The 21064-nt window shown below is 38.0% G+C and carries 19 protein-coding genes; 2 read left to right on the top strand and 17 right to left on the bottom strand.

Annotated features, from left to right (window positions below; translation table 11 throughout):
- Nucleotides 1-281 precede the first annotated feature (281 nt).
- From MKX78_RS04150 to MKX78_RS04100, 11 genes are all read right to left on the bottom strand, one after another.
- Nucleotides 282-932, bottom strand: a complete 651-nt coding sequence (locus tag MKX78_RS04150) for a protein kinase family protein (protein WP_180317007.1) — start codon at nucleotides 930-932, stop codon at nucleotides 282-284.
- Between the two features lie 251 nt (nucleotides 933-1183).
- Complete coding sequence (locus tag MKX78_RS04145) at nucleotides 1184-2317, bottom strand: M20 family metallopeptidase (protein ID WP_095370518.1); 1134 nt, start codon at nucleotides 2315-2317, stop codon at nucleotides 1184-1186.
- 20 nt (nucleotides 2318-2337) lie between these two features.
- Nucleotides 2338-3336 carry an ABC transporter ATP-binding protein gene (locus tag MKX78_RS04140; protein ID WP_157733791.1) on the bottom strand — a complete coding sequence of 333 codons (999 nt, stop codon included), beginning with the start codon at nucleotides 3334-3336 and terminating at the stop codon, nucleotides 2338-2340.
- A gap of 7 nt (nucleotides 3337-3343) precedes the next feature.
- Nucleotides 3344-4321 carry an ABC transporter ATP-binding protein gene (locus tag MKX78_RS04135; protein ID WP_095370520.1) on the bottom strand — a complete coding sequence of 326 codons (978 nt, stop codon included), beginning with the start codon at nucleotides 4319-4321 and terminating at the stop codon, nucleotides 3344-3346.
- Between the two features lie 15 nt (nucleotides 4322-4336).
- Nucleotides 4337-5245 carry an ABC transporter permease gene (locus tag MKX78_RS04130; RefSeq protein ID WP_370873319.1) on the bottom strand — a complete coding sequence of 303 codons (909 nt, stop codon included), beginning with the start codon at nucleotides 5243-5245 and terminating at the stop codon, nucleotides 4337-4339.
- A gap of 15 nt (nucleotides 5246-5260) precedes the next feature.
- On the bottom strand, nucleotides 5261-6178 hold the full coding sequence (locus MKX78_RS04125) for an ABC transporter permease (RefSeq protein WP_095370522.1): 918 nt from the start codon (nucleotides 6176-6178) through the stop codon (nucleotides 5261-5263).
- 80 nt (nucleotides 6179-6258) lie between these two features.
- Entirely contained in the window at nucleotides 6259-7821 is a 1563-nt protein-coding gene (locus MKX78_RS04120) for an ABC transporter substrate-binding protein (RefSeq protein WP_341049918.1), read from the bottom strand.
- Between the two features lie 475 nt (nucleotides 7822-8296).
- Complete coding sequence (locus MKX78_RS04115; RefSeq protein ID WP_322910220.1) at nucleotides 8297-9004, bottom strand: DNA alkylation repair protein; 708 nt, start codon at nucleotides 9002-9004, stop codon at nucleotides 8297-8299.
- A gap of 19 nt (nucleotides 9005-9023) precedes the next feature.
- Nucleotides 9024-9995: a quinone oxidoreductase family protein gene (locus tag MKX78_RS04110; protein ID WP_341049916.1), complete on the bottom strand. Its 972-nt coding sequence runs from the start codon at nucleotides 9993-9995 to the stop codon at nucleotides 9024-9026.
- Nucleotides 9996-10011: 16 nt separating this feature from the next.
- Nucleotides 10012-11496, bottom strand: coding sequence for a PH domain-containing protein (locus MKX78_RS04105; protein WP_307314979.1), 1485 nt, complete (start codon nucleotides 11494-11496; stop codon nucleotides 10012-10014).
- Nucleotides 11496-11993 (bottom strand): PH domain-containing protein, encoded by a 498-nt coding sequence (locus tag MKX78_RS04100; protein ID WP_307314982.1) that lies wholly within the window; start codon nucleotides 11991-11993, stop codon nucleotides 11496-11498. The genes MKX78_RS04105 and MKX78_RS04100 overlap by 1 nt, the downstream gene beginning before the upstream one ends.
- 462 nt (nucleotides 11994-12455) lie before the next feature.
- Here MKX78_RS04100 and MKX78_RS04095 point away from each other — a divergent pair, with 462 nt between their 5' ends.
- On the top strand, nucleotides 12456-13481 hold the full coding sequence (locus tag MKX78_RS04095) for a serine hydrolase domain-containing protein (RefSeq protein WP_341049913.1): 1026 nt from the start codon (nucleotides 12456-12458) through the stop codon (nucleotides 13479-13481).
- 243 nt (nucleotides 13482-13724) lie between these two features.
- On the opposite strand, the gene MKX78_RS04090 is transcribed toward MKX78_RS04095, so the two are convergent.
- Complete coding sequence (locus MKX78_RS04090; protein ID WP_341049912.1) at nucleotides 13725-14189, bottom strand: SRPBCC family protein; 465 nt, start codon at nucleotides 14187-14189, stop codon at nucleotides 13725-13727.
- A 395-nt stretch (nucleotides 14190-14584) separates the two neighbouring features.
- Here MKX78_RS04090 and MKX78_RS04085 point away from each other — a divergent pair, with 395 nt between their 5' ends.
- On the top strand, nucleotides 14585-14713 hold the full coding sequence (locus MKX78_RS04085; protein WP_307314985.1) for a hypothetical protein: 129 nt from the start codon (nucleotides 14585-14587) through the stop codon (nucleotides 14711-14713).
- A 205-nt stretch (nucleotides 14714-14918) separates the two neighbouring features.
- On the opposite strand, the gene MKX78_RS04080 is transcribed toward MKX78_RS04085, so the two are convergent.
- The 5 genes from MKX78_RS04080 to allB form a co-directional block, all read right to left on the bottom strand.
- Nucleotides 14919-15404 carry a (2Fe-2S)-binding protein gene (locus tag MKX78_RS04080; protein ID WP_307315380.1) on the bottom strand — a complete coding sequence of 162 codons (486 nt, stop codon included), beginning with the start codon at nucleotides 15402-15404 and terminating at the stop codon, nucleotides 14919-14921.
- A complete protein-coding gene (pucD, locus tag MKX78_RS04075) occupies nucleotides 15404-17644 on the bottom strand; it encodes a xanthine dehydrogenase subunit D (protein WP_307314986.1) in 2241 nt (746 codons plus the stop codon). The genes MKX78_RS04080 and pucD overlap by 1 nt, the downstream gene beginning before the upstream one ends.
- A complete protein-coding gene (locus MKX78_RS04070; protein ID WP_341049910.1) occupies nucleotides 17625-18485 on the bottom strand; it encodes an FAD binding domain-containing protein in 861 nt (286 codons plus the stop codon). Before MKX78_RS04070 ends, pucD begins: the two co-directional genes overlap by 20 nt.
- 35 nt (nucleotides 18486-18520) lie before the next feature.
- Nucleotides 18521-19558: an XdhC family protein gene (locus MKX78_RS04065; RefSeq protein WP_307314989.1), complete on the bottom strand. Its 1038-nt coding sequence runs from the start codon at nucleotides 19556-19558 to the stop codon at nucleotides 18521-18523.
- Nucleotides 19559-19682: 124 nt separating this feature from the next.
- Nucleotides 19683-21062, bottom strand: a complete 1380-nt coding sequence (gene allB, locus MKX78_RS04060) for an allantoinase AllB (RefSeq protein WP_307314990.1) — start codon at nucleotides 21060-21062, stop codon at nucleotides 19683-19685.
- Nucleotides 21063-21064 lie beyond the last annotated feature (2 nt).

Genomic DNA, 21064 nt, shown 5'->3' with positions numbered 1-21064 from the left:
CCTTTGTATGATATCGCATCTTAAAAAGATTCCGTCTTCAATTCACCTGACTGTTCTGTTTTGCTCATCTCAACTTTATTTTCATCAACATACATAGTCTTAGACATTACACTGTTTACAGATCTAACAATTTCTTTTCATAGCTTTCAATTTCACTTGGTTTTGCTTGGGCTTCAGGTATCCCCTATGACTCCAAAATCAATCTCACTGTCTAAAACAACAAAAAAACATGAACACTCCTTTTTATACAAGAGTTGTTCATGTTTGATTTTATCATTCTATTATACATGTATCCCATTTTTATCCTGAAAGATTACTTTTCTCACAGACATTGGAAGGAATCTCTTTTTATATATGTCGGCTATGAAATTCAAGATGACTGTAGGGATTTTCTTCGGGAACCATTTGTTGGCGTAATATCGGTAGTACGCATTCTGTAAGTCTGTCCATTGTTTATCGATGTTTTTCGAATTAAAACGAGCAATATCAATCAGTTTTATATTACCGTTTCGATCAATCATAATGTTGCGCAAATGGATATCTGACGGCTTCAGGCCTGCTTCTATAGCTGAACGTAAGGCTAATTGGACAGACTCTATATGTTCAGTTTTTATATGAATACCTTTCTCTAAGCATTGGAAGAGCGTAAAGCCTTCTATATAGTCGATGACAATATAAGAATCACCATAATCATAAAGATGTGGATAATAGGGATTACCTTGAATTCGTTGATAATTTGCCGCTTCCACCTTTGCGATATCTTCCATTTGTGGGAAGTATACTTTTATAGCAATCGCTTGCTTCGTAATTTTGAAAACAAAAGCGCTTCTTCCAACACCAATCAGTTCTAGCTGGTCACTATATGATCTTAAAGAGGGGCGTCCCTCTACCATTTCAATTACTACACTGCTCGCTAGCTGATTAAATTCCATTCTAATCACCTCATTTGAAGGAACAACATAACTTTATGATGTTCGCTTTAGAGTAGTTTAGTATAGAAAGGCCATCACCTACAAATTTTAAGGTCCCTTCAAGTAAAAATGTATACATATAGAGAAGAAAATTACTTTCCTGTAATAATTGATACAAAAAATTTACAACTTATACTTCTGAATGACCTTTAGGATATGACCTCACAACTCCATAATGAAAGCTACCAAACGAGTGGTAGCTTCCAAAAAAATCATCGGGACAAACGCTCAATTGTCTTTGCAAGAAGAATGGTTCTTTCTGTTAATGTGTCAATTTCAATATACTCCTCTTTACTATGAGCATTCCCACCAACTGGACCTAGACCATCAACTGTAGGCACACCCGTTGCTGAAGTGAAAGAGGCATCGCCACCCCCACCCGTTGCAGTATTATGGACATGAAGACCAATTTCTTCGCCTACTTCTTGAATAATGTGTAATAGCTTTTCTGTTTGCTCGTTGTATTCCATTGGTGGTCTGCTAATTGCCCCTTCTAATTGAATTTCCGTTCCTCTCACTTCTGTATTGGCACATATTCTTTTAATCTTCTTTTCTAATTCTTGTGCTTGTTCTTTCTCAGTGATGCGAATATCAATATGAGCGACGGCATTATCAGAAATGGTATTAACAGAAGAACCACCAGAAATGATGCCTACGTTAACACTAATGCCCTGTTCATGATTTGTTAAATTATGCAGCTGGATGATTTTATAAGCTAGTTCTTCAATCGCACTCCTTCCCTTTTCTGGCTCAATACCTGAATGGGCGGCTTTGCCTTTAATAATTAGCTTATATCTTCCCCCGCCTCTTCTTGCTGTCACAAGTGAACCATCTTTTCTTGCCGGCTCCATAATAAGTGCATATTCTTTTCCCATCGATTGTTCCTCTATTAATTCACGCGATGATGGTGAACCAATTTCCTCATCACCATTTAAGATAATTTGCACGTTCTCACAGGCATTTGACCCACAGTGTACTAATGCTTTCATAGCATATAAAAGCTCAACTAAACTCGACTTCATATCAACGACACCAGGTCCATAAGCTCTGCTTCCTTTCATTTGAAACGGGCGCTTCTTCACCGTACCTTCAGGAAAAACCGTATCCATATGGGCTACCAGTATAATTTTGGGGTGCAGACTATGCTCATGTCGAATAACAAGGTGGTTGCCGTATTTTGCTTCTGTTTTCACCTCTACAACAAATCCAATTTCTTCGTATTTTTTCTGTAGAATTCTCCCGATTTCATCTATCCCTTTCTTTACATATGAACCACTATCAATATTGACAAGTTTTTCAATTAATTGCAGCATTTCTGTTTTTCGCTGTTGTATATATCCCTCCACCTTTTATACATCTCCTTTATCTATTTTTCCAACACACCAACACCCTCTTTTAATGGAAAATGGCAGGCAACATAGTGCTCTTCCTCATGGGCAATAAATGTTGGTTCCTCTTTCTTACATTTTTCTTGTGCATGTGGACATCGTGGATGAAAACGACAGCCAGAAGGAATATTGGTTGGGCTTGGAATATCACCCTCCAAAATAACACCTTCTTTTTTATTCCTTAACATCGGGTCAGGAAGGGGAACTGCTGATAAAAGTCCCTCTGTATACGGATGAAGGGGTTTTGAAAAGAGTTTTTCTTTTGTCGTTAGTTCAACAATTTTCCCAAGATACATGACCGCAATTTTATCACTAATATATTTAACTGCTGGTAGGCCATGTGCAATAAAGATAAAGGTTAATCGTAACTCTTTCTGTAATTTAGACATTAAATTAAGGATTTGTGATTGAATGGAAACGTCTAATGCAGATACAGGCTCATCACAAATAATGAGCTTAGGTTTTAATGCAATGGCCCGAGCAATGCCGATTCTTTGTCTCTGACCACCACTAAATTCATGGGGGTAGCGGTGAATATATGAACGATCAAGACCTACCTGATCCATCAACGACAAAACTTCTTCCTTCAATCTTTCACTACTTAAATTAAGATGGGTCAATAACGGTTCTGCAATAATATCAAATACTTTCATCCGAGGGTTTAACGAGGAAAAAGGGTCCTGGAAAATCATCTGCATTTCCGCCCGTTTCTTTCTTAGCTCTTGTTTGGATAGAGTGGAAAGGTCTACTCCTTGAAATATTATTTCTCCTTCTGTTTTTTCTAACAGCTGCATAATTAAATTACCTGTTGTCGATTTCCCACAACCAGACTCCCCAACAATCCCTAATGTTTCCCCATCGTTCACATCGAAGGATATGTGGTCAACTGCTTTTAAGTATTGTTTCTCCTTCTTCCACCACCCTTCAGTCACATCAAAATATTTCTTTAAACCCCTTACACTTAAAATAACTGTCATGTCTTTGTCACCCCTCCTCTTCATATAACCAGCACTTCACTTGATGACGGTTATGGATGTTGGTAAGTACGGGCTCATTGTTCATACATTTTTCCATTACATATGGGCAACGTGTATGAAAGCGACATCCACTTGGCATAGCATTCGGATTGGGTACAGTTCCTTCGATGACTTGCAGTTTTTCTGTTTGTTCGTGGATTTTAGGCGTACTAGCTAATAAACTCTTCGTATAAGGATGAGCAGCTTCTTTAAACAGTGTAAACACATCCGTATATTCAACAACTTGACCAGCATACATGACAATCACCTGATCAGCCATCTCAGCTACCACGCCTAAATCATGTGTAATAAATAGAATAGAAGTTTGCTTGTCTTTTATCAGCTCTTTCATTAATTGGAGTATTTGCGCTTGGATAGTTACATCGAGTGCGGTTGTCGGTTCATCTGCAATTAATAGTTTCGGGTTACATGATAAGGCAATCGCAATCATTACACGTTGACGCATGCCTCCACTTAATAGATGAGGATAAGAATGATATATCTTCTCCGCACGAGCTATGCCTACTTTTTTTAAAATCTCGATACTTCTCTTTTTCGCCTCTTTTTTATCTACTTTTTGATGGATTTTAATTGCTTCAGAAATTTGATTACCTACTGTAAATAAAGGATTAAGAGAGGTGAGTGGTTCTTGAAATATCATCGCCATCTCATTTCCGCGCAATTTCCTTCGATCTTTTTTTGATAGTTTTGTTACATCATTACCTTCAAATATGATGGTGCCACTTTCAATTTTTCCAGCAGCATCTAGCAACCCCATAATAGATAAAGATGTTACACTTTTACCACTGCCTGACTCTCCTACAACAGCGACAGTCTCGCCTTTCTTTATCGTAAATGACACTCCGTCAACAGAAGGAATCACACCATCTTCCGTATAGAAATAAGTCTTCAAGTCACGCACTTCTAACAAGCTCTCTCGGTCCAACGCAATTCCCTCCTCCTACACTTTCTTTTCTCTCGGGTCTAACACATCTCTTAGCCAATCACCTAAGAAAATCATGCCTAGGACGGTGATTGTTATCGCTAAACCAGGAAATGCCGCCAACCACCAACTGGTTGCTACATAATCTCTACCATCACTTAAAATGCCCCCCCAAGAAATGGTCGGTGGTTGAATTCCTAAACCTAGAAAACTTAAAGAAGCTTCTAATATAATCGTGGTTGCCACGCTTAATGTAGAAATGACAATGAACGGGGATATTACATTTGGCAATAAATGTTTTAGGATAATCTTATGATCCCTCACTCCCATAGACCTTGCAGCCCTGACAAACTCTCTTTCTTTTAAAGACAGTACCTCTCCTCGTATTAAACGAGCGTACTGCACCCAATTCGTTACACCTAATACAACAATCAACGTAAACGCACTTGGGCCAAAAACAGTCAAAATTACAAGCGCAAAGAGGATGGTTGGTATCGCTAAAAAGGAATCAACTATTCTCATTAAAATATTATCTAGGAAACCACCATAAAAACCTGAAACTAGACCGATATAAATACCAATAATACCTGCCAAGATGACAGAGGCAACCCCAACAACTAAAGAAATTTGTGAGCCATAAATTATTCTGCTTAAAATATCTCTACCAAGATTGTCTGTTCCTAAAATATAGTCAGTAACCCCACCTTCTACCCAAGCCGGGGGTTTCAACATCATTGCCGCATTAATCTGGTTCGGATCGTGGGGTGCTAATAACTTCGCAAATATCGCTATAAAAATAATGAGTAATACGATTAGTAAGCCAATAGTACCCGTCTTACTTTTTAATAATAATCTGAGCCACCGCTTGAGGTGACCCTGCTTACTTTTCACTAAGACATCTAACAATTGGTTTTCCTTTGATTCCAAAACAACCACTCCTCCTTAGCGAAATGTAATGCGGGGATCCAATAATTTATAAAGAATATCTGCTAGTAGGTTCATAGCAATAACAATAAATGCAATAATAAACACACTAGCCTGTACGATTGCCATATCCCTTGTATTCACTGCTTGAATGAGTAGTTGTCCTAACCCTGGCCATGAAAATACGCTCTCGGTTATTAATGTGCCTCCAACAACGGTTGAGGTTTGTAGCGCGGTAATCGTAACAACTGGAATAAGGGCATTACGAAAAGCATGTTTATGGATAACAAAAAACTCTTTTAACCCTTTACTTCTTGCCGTACGAACATAGTCTTGGTTCATAATTTCTAACATACTTGAGCGAATAAACCGGGTCATCTCAGCAGCAATCCCTGTGCCAAGTGTAATTGCCGGTAAGATCAGATGACTCCATGTACCCCGCCCTGAAACCGGGAACCATCCTAACATGACGGAGAAAATCAAAATGAGCATAATCCCTAACCAAAAATTCGGCATCGCCTTCCAGATTACCGCTCCCCCTGTCGCTACGACGTCGATAGCAGAATTCTTCTTCGTCGCCGACCAAATACCAAGAGGGATAGCTATCATTATGGCCACAATCATAGCTGCTACAGCTAATTCAATTGTCGCCGGTAAGCGCTCCAACACAATAGGTAAGGCACTCGTGTTATAACGAAATGATTCACCAAAATCAAGTTGGGCAAGTCCGACCATATAGTTGAAATATTGAATATAAAAAGGCTCATTTAGCCCTAGTGATTCGCGAAGTTGTAATATATCCTCTTGACTCGCATCTTCAGGTAACATTAATGCAACAGGATCGCCTGCCACATAAACAAGGCAAAACACGATAAAAGAAATGATAAACAGCACCGGTATAATTTGAAGTAATCGTCTCATAATATATTTGCCCACTATTGTCCCCCTATAGCGAAAAGTAATAGAGATGGGGAAATGGATGGAACCATCCATTCACCCACGAATATCAGCTTTATTTATTCACTTGCTTTCCTTTTAATAGTTGGTGCATAAATCATTTCATCTGGGGTAGGAACAAAATCAATCGCATCATTTACACCGATATTGATTTTTTCCTCATGAAGCATAATATGTGGCACTTCTTCAGCGGCAATCGCTTCAATTTCTTGTATTTGCTTGGCTCGTTCTTCCTCATTCATATTGACGGCAGAGGTTGCGAGCAATTCTTCTATTCGATCATTCTTATAATCTGTATGCCCTTCAAAACGTTCAGCACGATACCAATCGACCGAGTAAGCACCGTCAAACATGGAATTACCTAGACCGATTAAATAAGCATCCTTATTCTCGTTAGCCGTACGCATTTCTACAAAATTACTCCATTCCATGAACTCGATATTTACTTTCACATTAATTTCCGCAAGCATACCCGCTATCATTTCTGCCACTTCTGCATCTTGTAAATAGCGCCCTTTCGGTGAATGCAAAGTCATCTCAAAGCCATCTGGATAACCTGCCTCAGCTAGTAATGCTTTTGCTTTTTCAATATCATAATTGTAAGTATCATAAAGGTCAGGATGATGCCCGAAATTACCTGGACCTACTCTTGTTCTTGTTGGAATACCTCCACCTTGCAAGACATTATCGGTAATCGCTTTGTTATTAATAGCAAAGTCTAGAGCCTGACGTACACGGACATCAGCAGTTGGAAGCCCTTCTGTCGCCCGCAAAATTAGCATTACGACTCGGTTTGACCTTTCTTGTACAATAGATGTCCCCTCATTACTATTCACTCGTTCCCAATCAGACGGAGGAATATTAACAGCCATATCAACCCCACCTGTTAAAAGCTCTGACACTCTTGTTGAGTTTTCTGGAATAACTCGGAAAACAAGCTCATCCCATTCTTCTACTTTTCCTGCGAAATAATTCTCATATGGTGTGAAAACGATGCGATTATCACGTTTCCATTCTTTGAATTGAAATGGTCCTGTACCAACAGGATTAGATAGAAAATGCTCCCAACCATTCTCTTCAATATAGTTCTTAGGCAAGATACCTGAACCAAGTCTGGATAAACGGTGGAATAAGGAAGGCTCTGGTGATTGTGTCACAATATTGAAAGTGAGCTCATCAATCACTTGAATTTCTTTTATCTGCTTATAATTGGGGTACTCCTGCAAAGTGTCATCTTTTGCTACTCTTTCTAACGTAAATTTCACATCCTCCGCTGTGAGAGGATCACCGTTATGAAAAGTAACACCTTCCTTTAGTTTTACCTGATAGGTCAAGTCATCGATTTTCTCATAGCCGGTGGTAAGCTCTGGATGAATATTGCCATCCTTATCTTTTTTAAACAAATAATTAAACATATTCACATGAATCGCTTCCGTCGACGTATTATTATGGTCATGAATATCAAATGTCACCATATCCGTTCCAACTGCAACGGTTAATACTCGATCATTTCCTTTCTCAATGACTGCTCCACCAGTCTCAGAACCGCCTCCCGAACAACCAGCTAGAGCGATGGCAACAACGACTAACAGGACAATCTTCCTCCAAACACTTCGCTTCAAATTGTTTCCCCCTATACGCTTATTTTTATAGGCAAGCCCTTTTCATCAGTTTATAAACGTGTAAGCAAAACTATGATAAAAATCGTTAAGGTTATGTTCTCAAACAGATTTTAATACGAACAAAAGAAATTCTGCAGAAGGGGAATATTATGAAATGTAAGGGAAACTAAGAGTAAAAAAAGGTTGGTTATTGCAATGTTACGAGAAGAACTTAAAGAGGTGATAATTATCTTTTCTTAGTCATATGGGATGTCCATTCATTGTAGACAATACGGGGATTGCATATATTTTAATGAAATTAGAAATTTATGTTAAATTATAAAAATGCATGGCGTGTTCGTAAATCCTAAATTTGAACACTTCTCTTCTGATTTATGGCTTGATATATTCGCAAAGATATATGTAAGCGTGTTAATGATTAGAAAACTAACAAAAAAGCCAGGATCAATAGAATTGATCCTAACTTCATTTACTTCTAACATCTCACATATTTCCGCTTAAAACCTAAACGACCTTTATCTAAGTCTTTTTGAATATTTTCATACGCATGAAGGACGCCATTCTTCTTTCTCTCTCTTTTGATTTCGATGGCTCCGATTTCCTCTGCCACTTCAGCTGCTTTTTCACTTAGAGGAATATAGGAGATCGCAACGGTATATAAGAAGTTATTCATTGATACCTTTGTTCTTAAAGGTGCGTCATAAATGTTCTCCTTCACCTGATCTAGCCTATCCGATAATTTGCTCTTGTCAAATTCGTCGTCTTTCCGATTACCTAATAACCAACAATAACAACTCCAACCAGCAGACATTCTCAGCTCATCCCCGCTGGCAATCCATTCATCGGCAACTTCCTGGGCAATCGGTGATTCAGCTAAAGTAACCGCTACAACATAGTCTGATAGCATATAAAAATACGCATCGTCTATCCAACGATTAAAATCTTCCTTTGTCATTGCTTTTGGGTCGGCAATAATGCCCGCAAAGTACATCGCATCATAATTTCCTGTTGCATATAACTCCTCAGCTAATGATTGATCAATCTTTATTTTTTTCACAAACGGTTTCATCGCTCCAGTTGCGACACCAAAAAGTGGCTCATGTGCACCGTTTGAGAGATAAATTTTTTTCGTTCGCTCTTTTCCTAATGCTTCTAATTCATTCATTACCTCTTTGAAATCCATCAACTAAAACACTCCTATTCTAGGATACTGTTAAAACGATTTTCCCAGTATTCTCTCTATTCTCTATCATCTCATGTGCTTTTTTCACTTCATACAAGGAGTATTCTGCCCCTACTTTCACTTGGACATCCCCGTTTACCAATAACTTAAATACTTCATCGGCAACGGGCTTGATTGTATCTGGCCTTTTCTTTCTTGTCGTACCAAAACTAAAGCCAAGGACTGAACGACAACTGCTATGGAGAGCAGTTGTTGGGATCCTACCCGTTTGATTACTCGTATTGCCAAAATGCACAATCTTTCCATATAGAGCTAAACATGCAAAGCTTTCCTCAAATACAGAGCCAGAAACAGAATCTAAGATAAGATTAACCCCATCTCCATCGGTGTATTCATTTACTTTTGAAGAAAAATCCTCATACGTGATGGCCAAATCAGCTCCTGCTGCCAACACAGTGGAAAACTTCTCTTCCCTACTAACAGTGCCAATTACAGTTTTCGCACCAAATACCTTTGCCATTTGGATGGCTGTAGAGCCTACACCACCAGCTGCTGCATGAATGAGTACAGTCTCTCCTAATTGCATCCGTGCGATGTCCTTCAATAATTGGTAGGATAAAAAGGAAACAATAGGGCTTGCTGCTGCAGTAGTAAAATCAATCTCGTTTGGGATGGCAAATGTAAGTGCTTCGTTTGCCACAGTATATTGCGCATAAGATCCTTTTTCAGGAAAAGCTACTACTCTTTGCCCCAATTTAAATTTTTTGACTTCAGAACCTACCTCGGCAATCGTTCCTGCCGCTTCAAGGCCAAGAATCGTGGGACCTTCTATTTTCTTCTTCAACCCTTGGCGATTTTTAATATCAGCGTAGTTCACACTTGTTTTATCCACTTTTATGAGCACTTCATGAGCAGAAGGCCGTGGTATGTCTATATCCATTACTTGTAATACGTCTGAGGAACCATACGACTCTATCACTACGGCTTTCATTTTACATTCACCCTATCTATTGTTTTAATTCAATTTCTGATCCTCTCTTCTTATACCATTGATAAAACGCTAAACGGAAGGATTCGGGTACACCATACATGTGAGTGTGTCGCACAGGTTGCGCTCGATTGATAGTCGTAATCTTAGCAATGCCTAGTATTTTCTCGAGGGGTCCCCTATTCATTTCAATTTCAATCACTTTATCACGTCTAGTTAGAAATAACGTCGTCGCTAAGCTCCCAGTCTTTAATTGAATAAAACGCTCATTCAACACATAGCGGCTATTATAGTAATCTAGGAACCTTAGTAAAACAACTAAAATAAGTACAAGCAATGAAAACAACCACCATGGAATATTCATATTTAACACATTTGGTTGGAAATAATATAATAATGCCGTTGCAATGATCCAGAGCCAACTAGGTTTCAACAACCTGGCAAAAAGAGCATTTTTCGGAAGCTTGTGCATCTCTTCTTCTACTTCATAGTCTGGTAATATTTCATATATTAGACGAAAGGCATCCTTCTGCGGTAAAAAAGGGAACAAAGAGCTTGTCTCCATTGAGGAATCCCCGCCTCCTCCTCCTGTCTGACCAGCACTCGTTAGTTTCACTTCTGCAATACGTAAAATTCTTTTCATTAACGTTTGCGTTATTTCGACAGCTTGGACCTTTTCCTTTGAAATAGAAAAGCTGACTTCATCTAGTACGCCTCTAGAGATATAAATCCTATCAACATCTGAATAAATTCGATAATTACCATATTTTATATATGTTTTTATCATGCCAAATATGGTTGAAGTCACAATAAGAAAAATAACAACAAGTGCCGTTAACCACCAGGCACTTAATATAAAGTGAATGGCACCTTCCGCTTCTTTCTCGACATTAATAAAATCATTGATCATAAAAAACAGTGAGCCTAAAGCAGGAATTAAAAGCAAAAAGCTTAATGACGTCATTGAAGCTTTTATAATATCCTTCTTGCTGGCAGCAAAATGCAGTTTTCTATCTTCTATATATTCTTCTACCTTTTCCTCTTCACCTTCGGACACTTTGATATTACGTGTACTTTTTTCTATCCAGTCTTCCAAATGGTCCGCTTCTTCTTTAGAAAGCACCTCGAATTTTATTGTCCCACCTTCACCAGACATACCTGTCTCAAACTTCAAGGAGGTCTTTCCTATTAACTTATGTAGAAAAGTCGTATGTCTATTTACATTTTGAACCTTACTAAAAGGAATGGTTCGTTTATGTTTTGTGAAAAAGCCTTCACGTAAGTAAAAAGCGACCTCATCTATCTTATAAGTTGTAGTCAGCCATTTAAAGATAACAAAAATAATAGAAAGAATAAGTAGTATGGCGGCAATAATTCTACCGTAACCAATCCAATCGGCCTCTCGATTAAAAATAAATAAGTAAAGAAAAGCAAAAAAGAAAAACTTCAAAACACCCCATATATGAAAAGCAATGGTTAAGCGAGAATATCGTCTGTAATCCATTATTCATCTACTTCCTTTATTTTTGCATAATAAGCAATCGTATTTCTCAGTTGCATCGCTATTTCCTTTGATAGCATAGGGATTGTATGGGTTGAACTCATCGTTTCGACAGAAAGACCGTATAATTGATACCTTCTCTGAACTGGTCCTTGATTCGTTGCCACAGATTGAATCTTTGTCATTGGTACTAATTCATATTTTTCTATAAACACTCCTTGCTTAATCTGCAAGAATTCCTCATCTACTTCATAACGGAAGTTTTTATATAATAGGTAGGGTTGAATCGTTAACGAATAAATCATAGATAAAACAGTAAGACCAAGGACAATCCATAGAACCCATCCTACCCAATCCCACCAATCAAATCGAGCGTCAACGTAAAAAAGTATAGCAAGAATTGGCAACCATATCGCATTCCCAATTAGTTCACTAATTAGCATCGCTTTTATACTATTCTTAGATAATCTCTGTTTTGGTATTGGTAAATCTATATCCATCTTTATTCTCCTTCTGACTGATTTTACTAATATACGGTTAGAAGCGGGGTTAGTTTCATCTGTTATCATTTTGCAAGATATAATCAGAGTAACAAGACTTAAAACGAAAAGAAATATAAAGTTTTTTTACTAGTACAAAACTCTATAAACCTTATACATTTTTGTAAACATGACAAAGCTATTATCTTTTGTTCAACAAACTTGCCTCCTTGGTACTGAATGTCATTTCTATTATGTATTGAGTGAGTAGCGTTTGAATCTACTTATCTGCTCTATGAATTCCTGCTCTTTTTGTCTATTTTTATATAAAATTAATATATATCATCGTATTAACAAATTGAAACATGCTATGCTCAAAAGAGAAGGAGGAGAGTAAAATGATTCTTTATCAAAATTGAAGAAGTTAATTGAATGTGCCTCATTAAATGAATTCATGAAATACACATTCAGGAGGAATTAAAATTGGATAAACAAACGAAATGGAATAGTCTAACAAAAAAGCAACAGGAAGTGCAATTTTCCGGGAGTATTTGTGTACAGAAGCATGATCGTACAATATTTACAGAGAACTTTGGTTACGCAATCCATTCTGAAAAAATCAAAAATCATTCACATACTCGCTTTTCAATTGCATCTGGTAGTAAGATCTTTACATCTGTTGCAATTTGTAAGTTGGTAGAAGAAGGTAGTATCACATTTGACACGAAAATCATCGATTGTTTAGATATTGAATTTCCATATTTTGATAAAGAAATTACCATTCATCATTTACTAACTCATACATCTGGCATTCCGGATTATTTTGACGAAGATGAAATGGATGATTATGAAGACCTTTGGAAAGATAGGCCAATGTATCAGATTCGTTCTGTAAAAGACTTTTTGCCAATGTTTCAATATAAAAAAATGAAAACCAAAGTGGATAGCCCTTTTAAATACAATAATACTGGCTATATTATTTTAGGCCTTATTATTGAACATATCAGTGGCATGAATTTTGTTGACTATATCAATAAAAATATTTTTGAAATAGCTGGCATGACTGACTCAGGATATTTTTCAATGGATGAACTACCCGAAAGCGTTTCATTGGGATATTTGGAAAAACCAGATGGAACGTTGAGATCGAATATTTTTTCTCTACCTGTAAAAGGTGGACCTGATGGCGGTGCCTATGTTACTGCAATTGATATGGGGATATTCTGGGAATCGTTAATGAATGGCAAACTCTTAACAAAAGATATGACTCGAAACTTATTGATTCCTCAAGTAAACGTGTCAGAAGATATCTTTTACGGTTACGGTGGTTATATGGAAGCAAATGAACTGGGTATCGTGAAATATATTCAGATGGGATATGATCCAGGAGTAAATTATCGTTCAGTACATTATCCAAAACAAGCTCTTACCATAGTTGTCTGCTCAAATAAATCAGAAGGGGCTTTTGAAATTCTTAAAGAAATAGAAAATCTAATATTTACTCAGTAAATGTGAATAAGAGCTATTTTTTCACTATTAGCTCTTATCTTTCTTTTTTTTATTTTTTTCAAATACAAGATAAATTCCCTCTCCTATGCTCACTAGTTTTCACAATCCTCCTCCCTATAGACCTATACGAAGTAACATGTAAAAGGGTCATCCTCTATATGAACTGGCTTTAGCGTACAATCAAGCTGTTACTTTTTTTTATCATAAAAAAAGTAGCCAGAAAAAGGGCTACTCTCAGTTTATTCATCTTCTCTCATATTCAACTTGATAGATATATTCTATATATTGATTAAACTGCTCATCATAAACATATTTAAATGACCATTTCATCATATTTGTAACTAATTTATATATCCAGTTTGATGGAATCAATGTAAAATTCGCTATAAACTTTGTTCCTTCTGGGAGGATTTCGAGAATGTATTCTGTCCTACTTATTCCTTCTTTCGTCTTCGTCTCTACTACAGCATAAAAAGGTGGATCATACTTAGAATAAACAGCTTGTAACTCATACACCTTTTTTCCAATTTTCTGCCTTGTAGTGAACATCGATCCTTCTTTTAAATCACTTTCAGCTCCATCATAATGATTTTCAATGATTTGTGTATTCCATTTTAATACATGTTGATCTTTATTAAGACATTCAAAAACTAAATCTATATCTGCCTCAATCTCTGATTCGAATCTATAACATTGTATTTCTTTCATTTGTCTTTCTCCTAAACATTTTAATTAACATTCAAATATAATTATAACCTATTGAGGGAAAAATTGTTAACTAAATCATTCATTTTTACTATTCAACTGATCCTGATTCATAAACTCTTTGCAAGAATAGAGACTATTTATCTATGACATTACGAATCCCTCGGAAGCTCGTTACGAAATATACTTCTCCACACGTAATCTTGATGAAAACTTAGGGACTGGCGATAATGACCTAGAAGGATGATTATTTATACCTGCAAACAGTTATCCAACCAATCAACCTACGCTCCTAATAAGTTACGAGGTTTCGGAACTGGCGCCTTCTTTGCTTTAGAAGGGAAACAACCATACCGAGGGTGAGTTCATTCTTACTGTGTAGCCAGGAGAAACACTATTTGAAACCATTATGGACAACCTTTAATGAGAACAATGATTTGAGGAATACACATCTTATTTTTGATTATGCTCAAGAGAGGACGGTGGACTGTGAAAAATGGAGAGTATTGGCTTTGCAATTTGTTTGATCTGATAGATGCAATTCGAGATACTTTATTTCGTTTTGGTGGGCCTGACTCGATTCAGGTCGAATTTAAGCAGATTTCTTATTTTTGGGGTGAGTCTGTCTCGATTCACATTTCGAGGCAGACCTCTTTGTTTTTTTGGCTTATTGACTGCAAGGATTTCACCGTTAGCCTAGATAGAGCCCTCAATTCCTCCTTTAAGACATACTTATATCGCTTGAATCACCTTTTTCACACTTCGGATAATGCCTGCGTAACCTGTGCACCGACATATATTTCCTGAGAGTGCTTCTAATATTTCTTCATCTGTTGGTTTCTTGTTTTTCTCTAATAATGCTTTCACAGCCATAATCATCCCCGGTGTGCAATAGCCACATTGAAATCCACCTTCTTCTAGAAATGCCTTTTGAATTTCATGCAGGCCATTTTCACTTAAGCTTTCAACCGTATGAATACTCTTTCCGTTCAGTTGATAAGCTCTCATGAGACAAGAGTTGACGAGTTCACCGTCTACTTCTACAGAGCAGGCACCGCATCGACCAATTTCGCAAGAGATTTTGGCGCCTGTTAATGAGAGGTCTTCACGTAATATATCAACTAATCTTTTTGTTGCTTCAACTTGTAGTTTCTGCTGTTCATCATTAACAGTGAAAGAAATATTGACTTTTTGCAAATTCACCTTTACCTTTTCTATCAAAAAACCCTCTCCCTCGCATGTAATATTTCTTCTCGACTGACAGGTAATTTCGTCACCCAATGCCCCGTCGCATCATAGATGGCTCTTACGATTGCAGGAGCTAATGCTACTGTTCCGATCTCCCCAACGCCTCTTGGGCCATATATATCTCCTTCCCATAAGTCCTCGATTGCTCTCACATTCATTTTTGGTGGAATGTCTTGGATCGTGGGCAGAATATAGGTGTCAAAGTTTTCTGCAGTATAGCGACTTTCCTTCATGGCTGCTTCTTCTAACAATGTGTAGCCTAGCGCCATAATCGTACCGCCCTCGATTTGCCCAATATAACCAGTAGGATTCACAACAGGTCCGGCAGAAACAGCTTGATCGATATCTGTAACCTTGATCGCTCCTGTTATAAGGTCGACTTCTACTTTCACTGCCACCGCTGCAAATGAGTACAAGAAATGACCACCCGGAATACTATTTGGCGTGGTTGGAAAGTCGAATTTTGTGTCTATACTAATGGGTTCATTCTCAAGAAAAAGCTGTTCAAAAGTAAGTATCCTTTGGCCATTTAGCCAAATACCCTTCCCTCCAACATATAATTGTTCTTTTTGATAACCTGATATTTTGGCTGCTGTATCTAATAGTTTTTCTATAAAGGGCCCCTTTAGCCTTTGTAAACTGTGCCAAATCATGCTCGTGCCTCTTGATGCTGTGGAAGAACCTGAATGTGGCACCTTGTCTGTATCCCCTATTACAATGTGTAAATCCTCTGAAGAACACCCGATAGCCTCTGTTGTTACATTTTCAATAACCGCTAACAAACCTTGACCTACCTCTTCAAATCCAAAGGCTATCTCTATTTTCCCTTCATGGTTCAGACTAATTTTTCCACCAGAAGGATCCAATCTACCAAAACCTAACCCTCCTCCATGCATGGTTAGCGCTAACCCTACTCCCGTTTTCTTCCATGGATTGTCGCTCTCACTTTTATCTATCGCTAATAGCGGTGACTGCGCGATCTCATCTAAAACAAGCGCATCTCCATTAGTCGGTGCAATAATTTGTCCAACTGGACCAGGATCTGTTCCTTGTCGCAAGTTTTTCTTTCTTAATACAAGTGGTGACATATGTAAGCCATCTGCCAACCGATCAATTTGCCCTTCTAGAGCAAATGTAATCTGATTACCACCGAACCCTCTGAATTCACCTGCCACACCATTATTTGTAAAAACAGAGTAGCCTTTTGTTTTTACATTTGGTATGGCATAAGGGCCAATAGCGTGTTCCACTGCAAAATCTAATACAGCTGGACCAAGTGTGGCATATGCTCCTGTATCTGCAATAATTCTTACTTCGTGAGCAACAATCTCCCCCGTTTTCTTAGCTCCTGTTTTCATCGTAATTTTCATTGGGTGCTTTTTAATACCAGAGATCATTGATTCTCTACGTGATTGATGAATTTTCACCGGTCTTCCTGTTTTCAATGCTAATATGGCTCCGTAAGGCTGAATATTTAACTCATCTTTACCGCCAAATGACCCTCCCATCGGACTTGAAATTACACGAATACGCTCTTCTGGTAAATTTAATATTCTCGCTAATTGTAGTCTATCCTTGTAGCCATGCTGCGTGCCCGCATATACAGACAGCCTGCCATCTTTTTCTGGGACAAAAACCCCACCTTCAGTTTCCATATAAGCATGCATTTGCCGGGGCAGTAGATAGGTTTCTTCTATAATAACCTCACATAATTGGAAGCCTTCATCAACATCACCATTTTCATAAGATGCTTCATGAAGGATATTGCCACCAGAATGTAATGGGATACTATCAGGGTTCATTGCGTCATCGGGGTCATCAATAATCGGTAATGGTTCATAGATTACTTCTATTCGTTTAAGTGCTTTTGCAGCAATTTCAGGAGTGATTGCCGCTACTGCTGCCACCGCATCACCTACATAGCGAACAACTTGATCACAAAAGACAGGCTGATCTTGCGTAATCAGACCAAATCCATTTAATCCAGGTACATCCTTACTTGTTATTACGGCTAGGACGCCAGATAATTGTTCTGCCTTTTCAATATTTATTTGCTGAATTTTCGCATGAGGGTACTCACTACGCAGCACTTTTCCATAAAGCATATTTGGAACTTGCAAGTCTGTTAAATAATTTAATCCACCTGTTACTTTTCCCATTCCATCCGGCCTTGGACGGGAAGACGCTAAATTACTTGTATAATCCGCCATATTCTCCACTCCATTTTTCTAATTCTGAGATTAAGAGATTACTCGCTACTTTCAAACGATAATTACTCGAATAAAAAGCATCTTCAACTGGCTGATACTCTGTCATTACCGTTTGATACACCTTTTTTAAAATATTTGAATCCACAATTGGTGCATGTTTTAAAATAGATTCTACATTTCTTAACCTCATAGGTTGTGTCTCCCCGCCACCCGCTGCTATTCGAACATTACATAGCTGATTCTCTTTTATTGTTAACTTGCCAGCCAATGTAACAACAGATGTTGAGAATGCCTCCCTGCGACCGATTTTTTTAGTAAATAAATAGCTTTCTCTATTATCAAATGGAATAATAACCTCTAATATAATAGAATCTTCAGTCATTTTTGACCAATCCTGCAAATCTATTCGCTGTTTTTCATCTTTATTTAAATATAGTATTTCTGCATCGAGGGCTAGTAAAAGGGGGATTGTATCACCCACCTGATTGGCAATATTGCCTCCTATCGTACCTAAGTTTCGAACAGCAGGCGCAGCGATTTTCTCAATCGTTTGTGATAATTGGGGTAGTTTTTTAATAATCAGAGGATGATTCTTGCATTCCGCTAGCTTAACAAAAGAACCGATGTGAATCTGACTTTCCGTGTCCATGTAGATTTGTTTATATTCCGAAATGCCACCTAGATGAAGCATTTTTGAAGGAACGGTGGCCCCTTTTTCCCATTTGGTTTGTAAGAATGTGCCTCCAGCGATAAATGTGATCGCCTCATCATATGATTTCCACATTGTCCATGCTTCCTCAATGGTAGTAGGCGAAGCAACGGTTGTTTCTAATATCCTCATGATAACTACTCTCCTTTTACATTTCCTAGCTCCCTTTATTTGTTATAAACAAGTGTCCTACAATTGGCTTGTTTTCCATTTTCCGTAACCACCTTTTGTTTAACCGCAATTAATTGTGCCATAACGCTAATCGCAATTTCCTCAGGTCCCTCTGCGCCAATCGATAAACCAACAGGCGTGTAGACATTCGATGGTACAGATTCCCCTTCTAATAACCTCATCGTCCGTCTATTAGAACCAATGATACCTATATATTTAAATGGTCGATTGAGCACATATTGTAAAATTTCTTTATCTCGTTCAAAATGATGGGTCATAATCACAATATGGTCTTGGGGATGAAGCGCTTTTGGTAACACTTCATGTGGAAAACCTATTAATAAACGATCTGCTTGAGGAAATCTTTCTTTACTACATAAAGCTTCGCGCCAGTCAGCTACTGTTACATGGAAGCCTGTTTTATGAGCAAAATCACAAAGAGGGACGCCATCTTCCCCTGCACCAAGGATAAAAAGACGAGGCTTTGGATGAAACCGCTGAAAATAACAATAAATAGATAGCTCTTTTGAGTAGTGGATACCACTCTTCATCTCTTTTAATTCCATATTGGCATCTATGTTTAATGCTTTGGTCCAATAGTTATTATCATCAACGATAACTGTGTAACCTATAACCTCATAATCCTCGGAAAGCTTCTTTACTGTTAAAATAGATCGTCCTTGTAAAAGCTGTTCATTAACCTTTTCTAGATGAGCTTGATAACTTGCATCAATCTTCTCTAACAGGACACGAATTTCACCATTACATCCCGAACCTTGTCCCCACCCAAGATCATCTTCACTTTTTAAATTGTATAAAAAAGATTTTGATTGACCATCGATTAGCGTTTCTGCCCTATACTTAATATCTTCTTCCAAGCATCCTCCACTAAGGACACCAATAGTTGAACCAGATTGCTTGATTAACATGGTTGTGCCTTCTTTTCGATAAGCAGACCCATTCACTTGAATCACTGTCGCTAACACATCACCTTCTGTAGGCGATGCCTTGAATATTTGATGAATATTATCCATCTTCACACACCTCTTTCACTCAGCTGCTAAAGGTTTAAAATGTATTATCTTCCATTTTCTCCTTTTCCGCTACTAGTGTGTTAGATTTTCTGACAATAGAAATGAATTTCTTACAGCGATGTAGTTAACTACTAGTCCCCATTTTCGTTTGCTCTGGCTTTAGCCAATGACCTCTATTTCTCATGTTTACTAATTGTCCGTCTTCAAAAACTACTACTCCGTTGTTCATCGTAAGTTTGACTGCACATGGGAAAGTTCTCTCCATATACAAACTGTGCTTATGCTTAGCGAAGAAATTCTTTTCTGCAACAGTGAAGGATTCTTCAAGTGAGATCCATGTTAAATCAGCATCTTTGCCCACTTCGATATGCCCTTTTGTATTTAAATTGAATCTGTCAGCTGGATTACCTGCTATGAGTGCCGCCACTTTATAAAAAGGAATGTCATAGGTTATTGCAAGTTCAATTAATGCTAAAAGGGTAAATTGCCCGCCACTAATTCCACCCCAAGCGGAGAATAAATGATGGACGGTTGGATCTTTCAATAGATAAGGTGATGGTGAGTGATCGGAGGAGACCATATCAATTGCGCCTTCTATTAATAAACGAATCAATTTCTCTTGCTCCTCCACTTTTCGTAATGGCGGGGCGCATTTGGCTACCGCTCCTTTGTCTTGCAAATCATTATGATTAAACAATAAGTAATGAGCACATGTTTCAACTGTAATGTCTAGTCCCATTGCCTTGGCAGCTGTAATTTTTAAAATAGCCTCCTCAGAGCTAATATGGACAAAATGAAGAGGACAGCCCGTTATTCTTGCATATGCGATGGCACGTTCCACCGCTTCCACTTCTGCGGCGATCGGTCTAGATGCTAAATAATCATCCGCAGTTAATTGACCATTCGTCACTTTCTCCTTCGTTAAGAAATCTGTCATTGCGGCACTTTCCGCATGGAGTGCAAGTATTTTTTTCAATGAAGCAATCTCTTTCATGCCAGCAATTAATGTTAAATCATCAACACGTTCGAATTCTTCATTTCCACTTTCAGATAAAAACGCTTTAAAACCTATTGCCCCATTATCTGCTAATCCCTTCAGCTCCAGGATATTTCCTGGAACAAGGCCACCCCATAAAGCAAAATCCACAACTGACTTACTTTCTCCCATCTCCGCTTTATTTAACAATGCCTGCGAATCAGTAGTAGAAGGAATCCCATTTAAGGGCATGTCAAAAAAAGTTGTTCCTCCTCCTGCAGCAATCATCTGAGAACCCGATTCAAAACCTTCCCATTTGTCTCTGCCTGGGTCATTAAAGTGAACATGAATATCTATCATACCTGGAAAAATATAATAACCTGCCGCATTTTTCTCGTCTTTACTTGTGGCTGTAATACCTTCCTCAATGGCGACAATGATACCATTTTTAATGGCTATATCGGTTTTCTTCACTTCATGAGGTAAAACAACATTGCCGTTGCGAATAATGAGATCATATGTAGCCAAAA

Source organism: Cytobacillus sp. FSL R5-0569 (assembly GCF_038007265.1).
Taxonomy (GTDB): domain Bacteria; phylum Bacillota; class Bacilli; order Bacillales; family Cytobacillaceae; genus Cytobacillus; species Cytobacillus kochii.
The sequence above is the reverse complement of the archived record's forward strand: the minus strand, read 5'-3'. Positions and strand labels throughout refer to the sequence as shown.

Coding starts and splice junctions, on each gene's coding strand:
- MKX78_RS04070 (WP_341049910.1), bottom strand. CDS start 18,485: ATGAGGATATTAGAAACAACCGTTGCTTCGCCTACTACCATTGAGGAA.
- MKX78_RS04105 (WP_307314979.1), bottom strand. CDS start 11,496: ATGGATTACAGACGATATTCTCGCTTAACCATTGCTTTTCATATATGG.
- MKX78_RS04090 (WP_341049912.1), bottom strand. CDS start 14,189: ATGAAAGAAATACAATGTTATAGATTCGAATCAGAGATTGAGGCAGAT.
- MKX78_RS04110 (WP_341049916.1), bottom strand. CDS start 9,995: ATGAAAGCCGTAGTGATAGAGTCGTATGGTTCCTCAGACGTATTACAA.
- MKX78_RS04150 (WP_180317007.1), bottom strand. CDS start 932: ATGGAATTTAATCAGCTAGCGAGCAGTGTAGTAATTGAAATGGTAGAG.
- pucD (WP_307314986.1), bottom strand. CDS start 17,644: ATGGCGGATTATACAAGTAATTTAGCGTCTTCCCGTCCAAGGCCGGAT.
- MKX78_RS04140 (WP_157733791.1), bottom strand. CDS start 3,336: ATGACAGTTATTTTAAGTGTAAGGGGTTTAAAGAAATATTTTGATGTG.
- MKX78_RS04100 (WP_307314982.1), bottom strand. CDS start 11,993: ATGGATATAGATTTACCAATACCAAAACAGAGATTATCTAAGAATAGT.
- MKX78_RS04115 (WP_322910220.1), bottom strand. CDS start 9,004: ATGGATTTCAAAGAGGTAATGAATGAATTAGAAGCATTAGGAAAAGAG.
- MKX78_RS04065 (WP_307314989.1), bottom strand. CDS start 19,558: ATGGATAATATTCATCAAATATTCAAGGCATCGCCTACAGAAGGTGAT.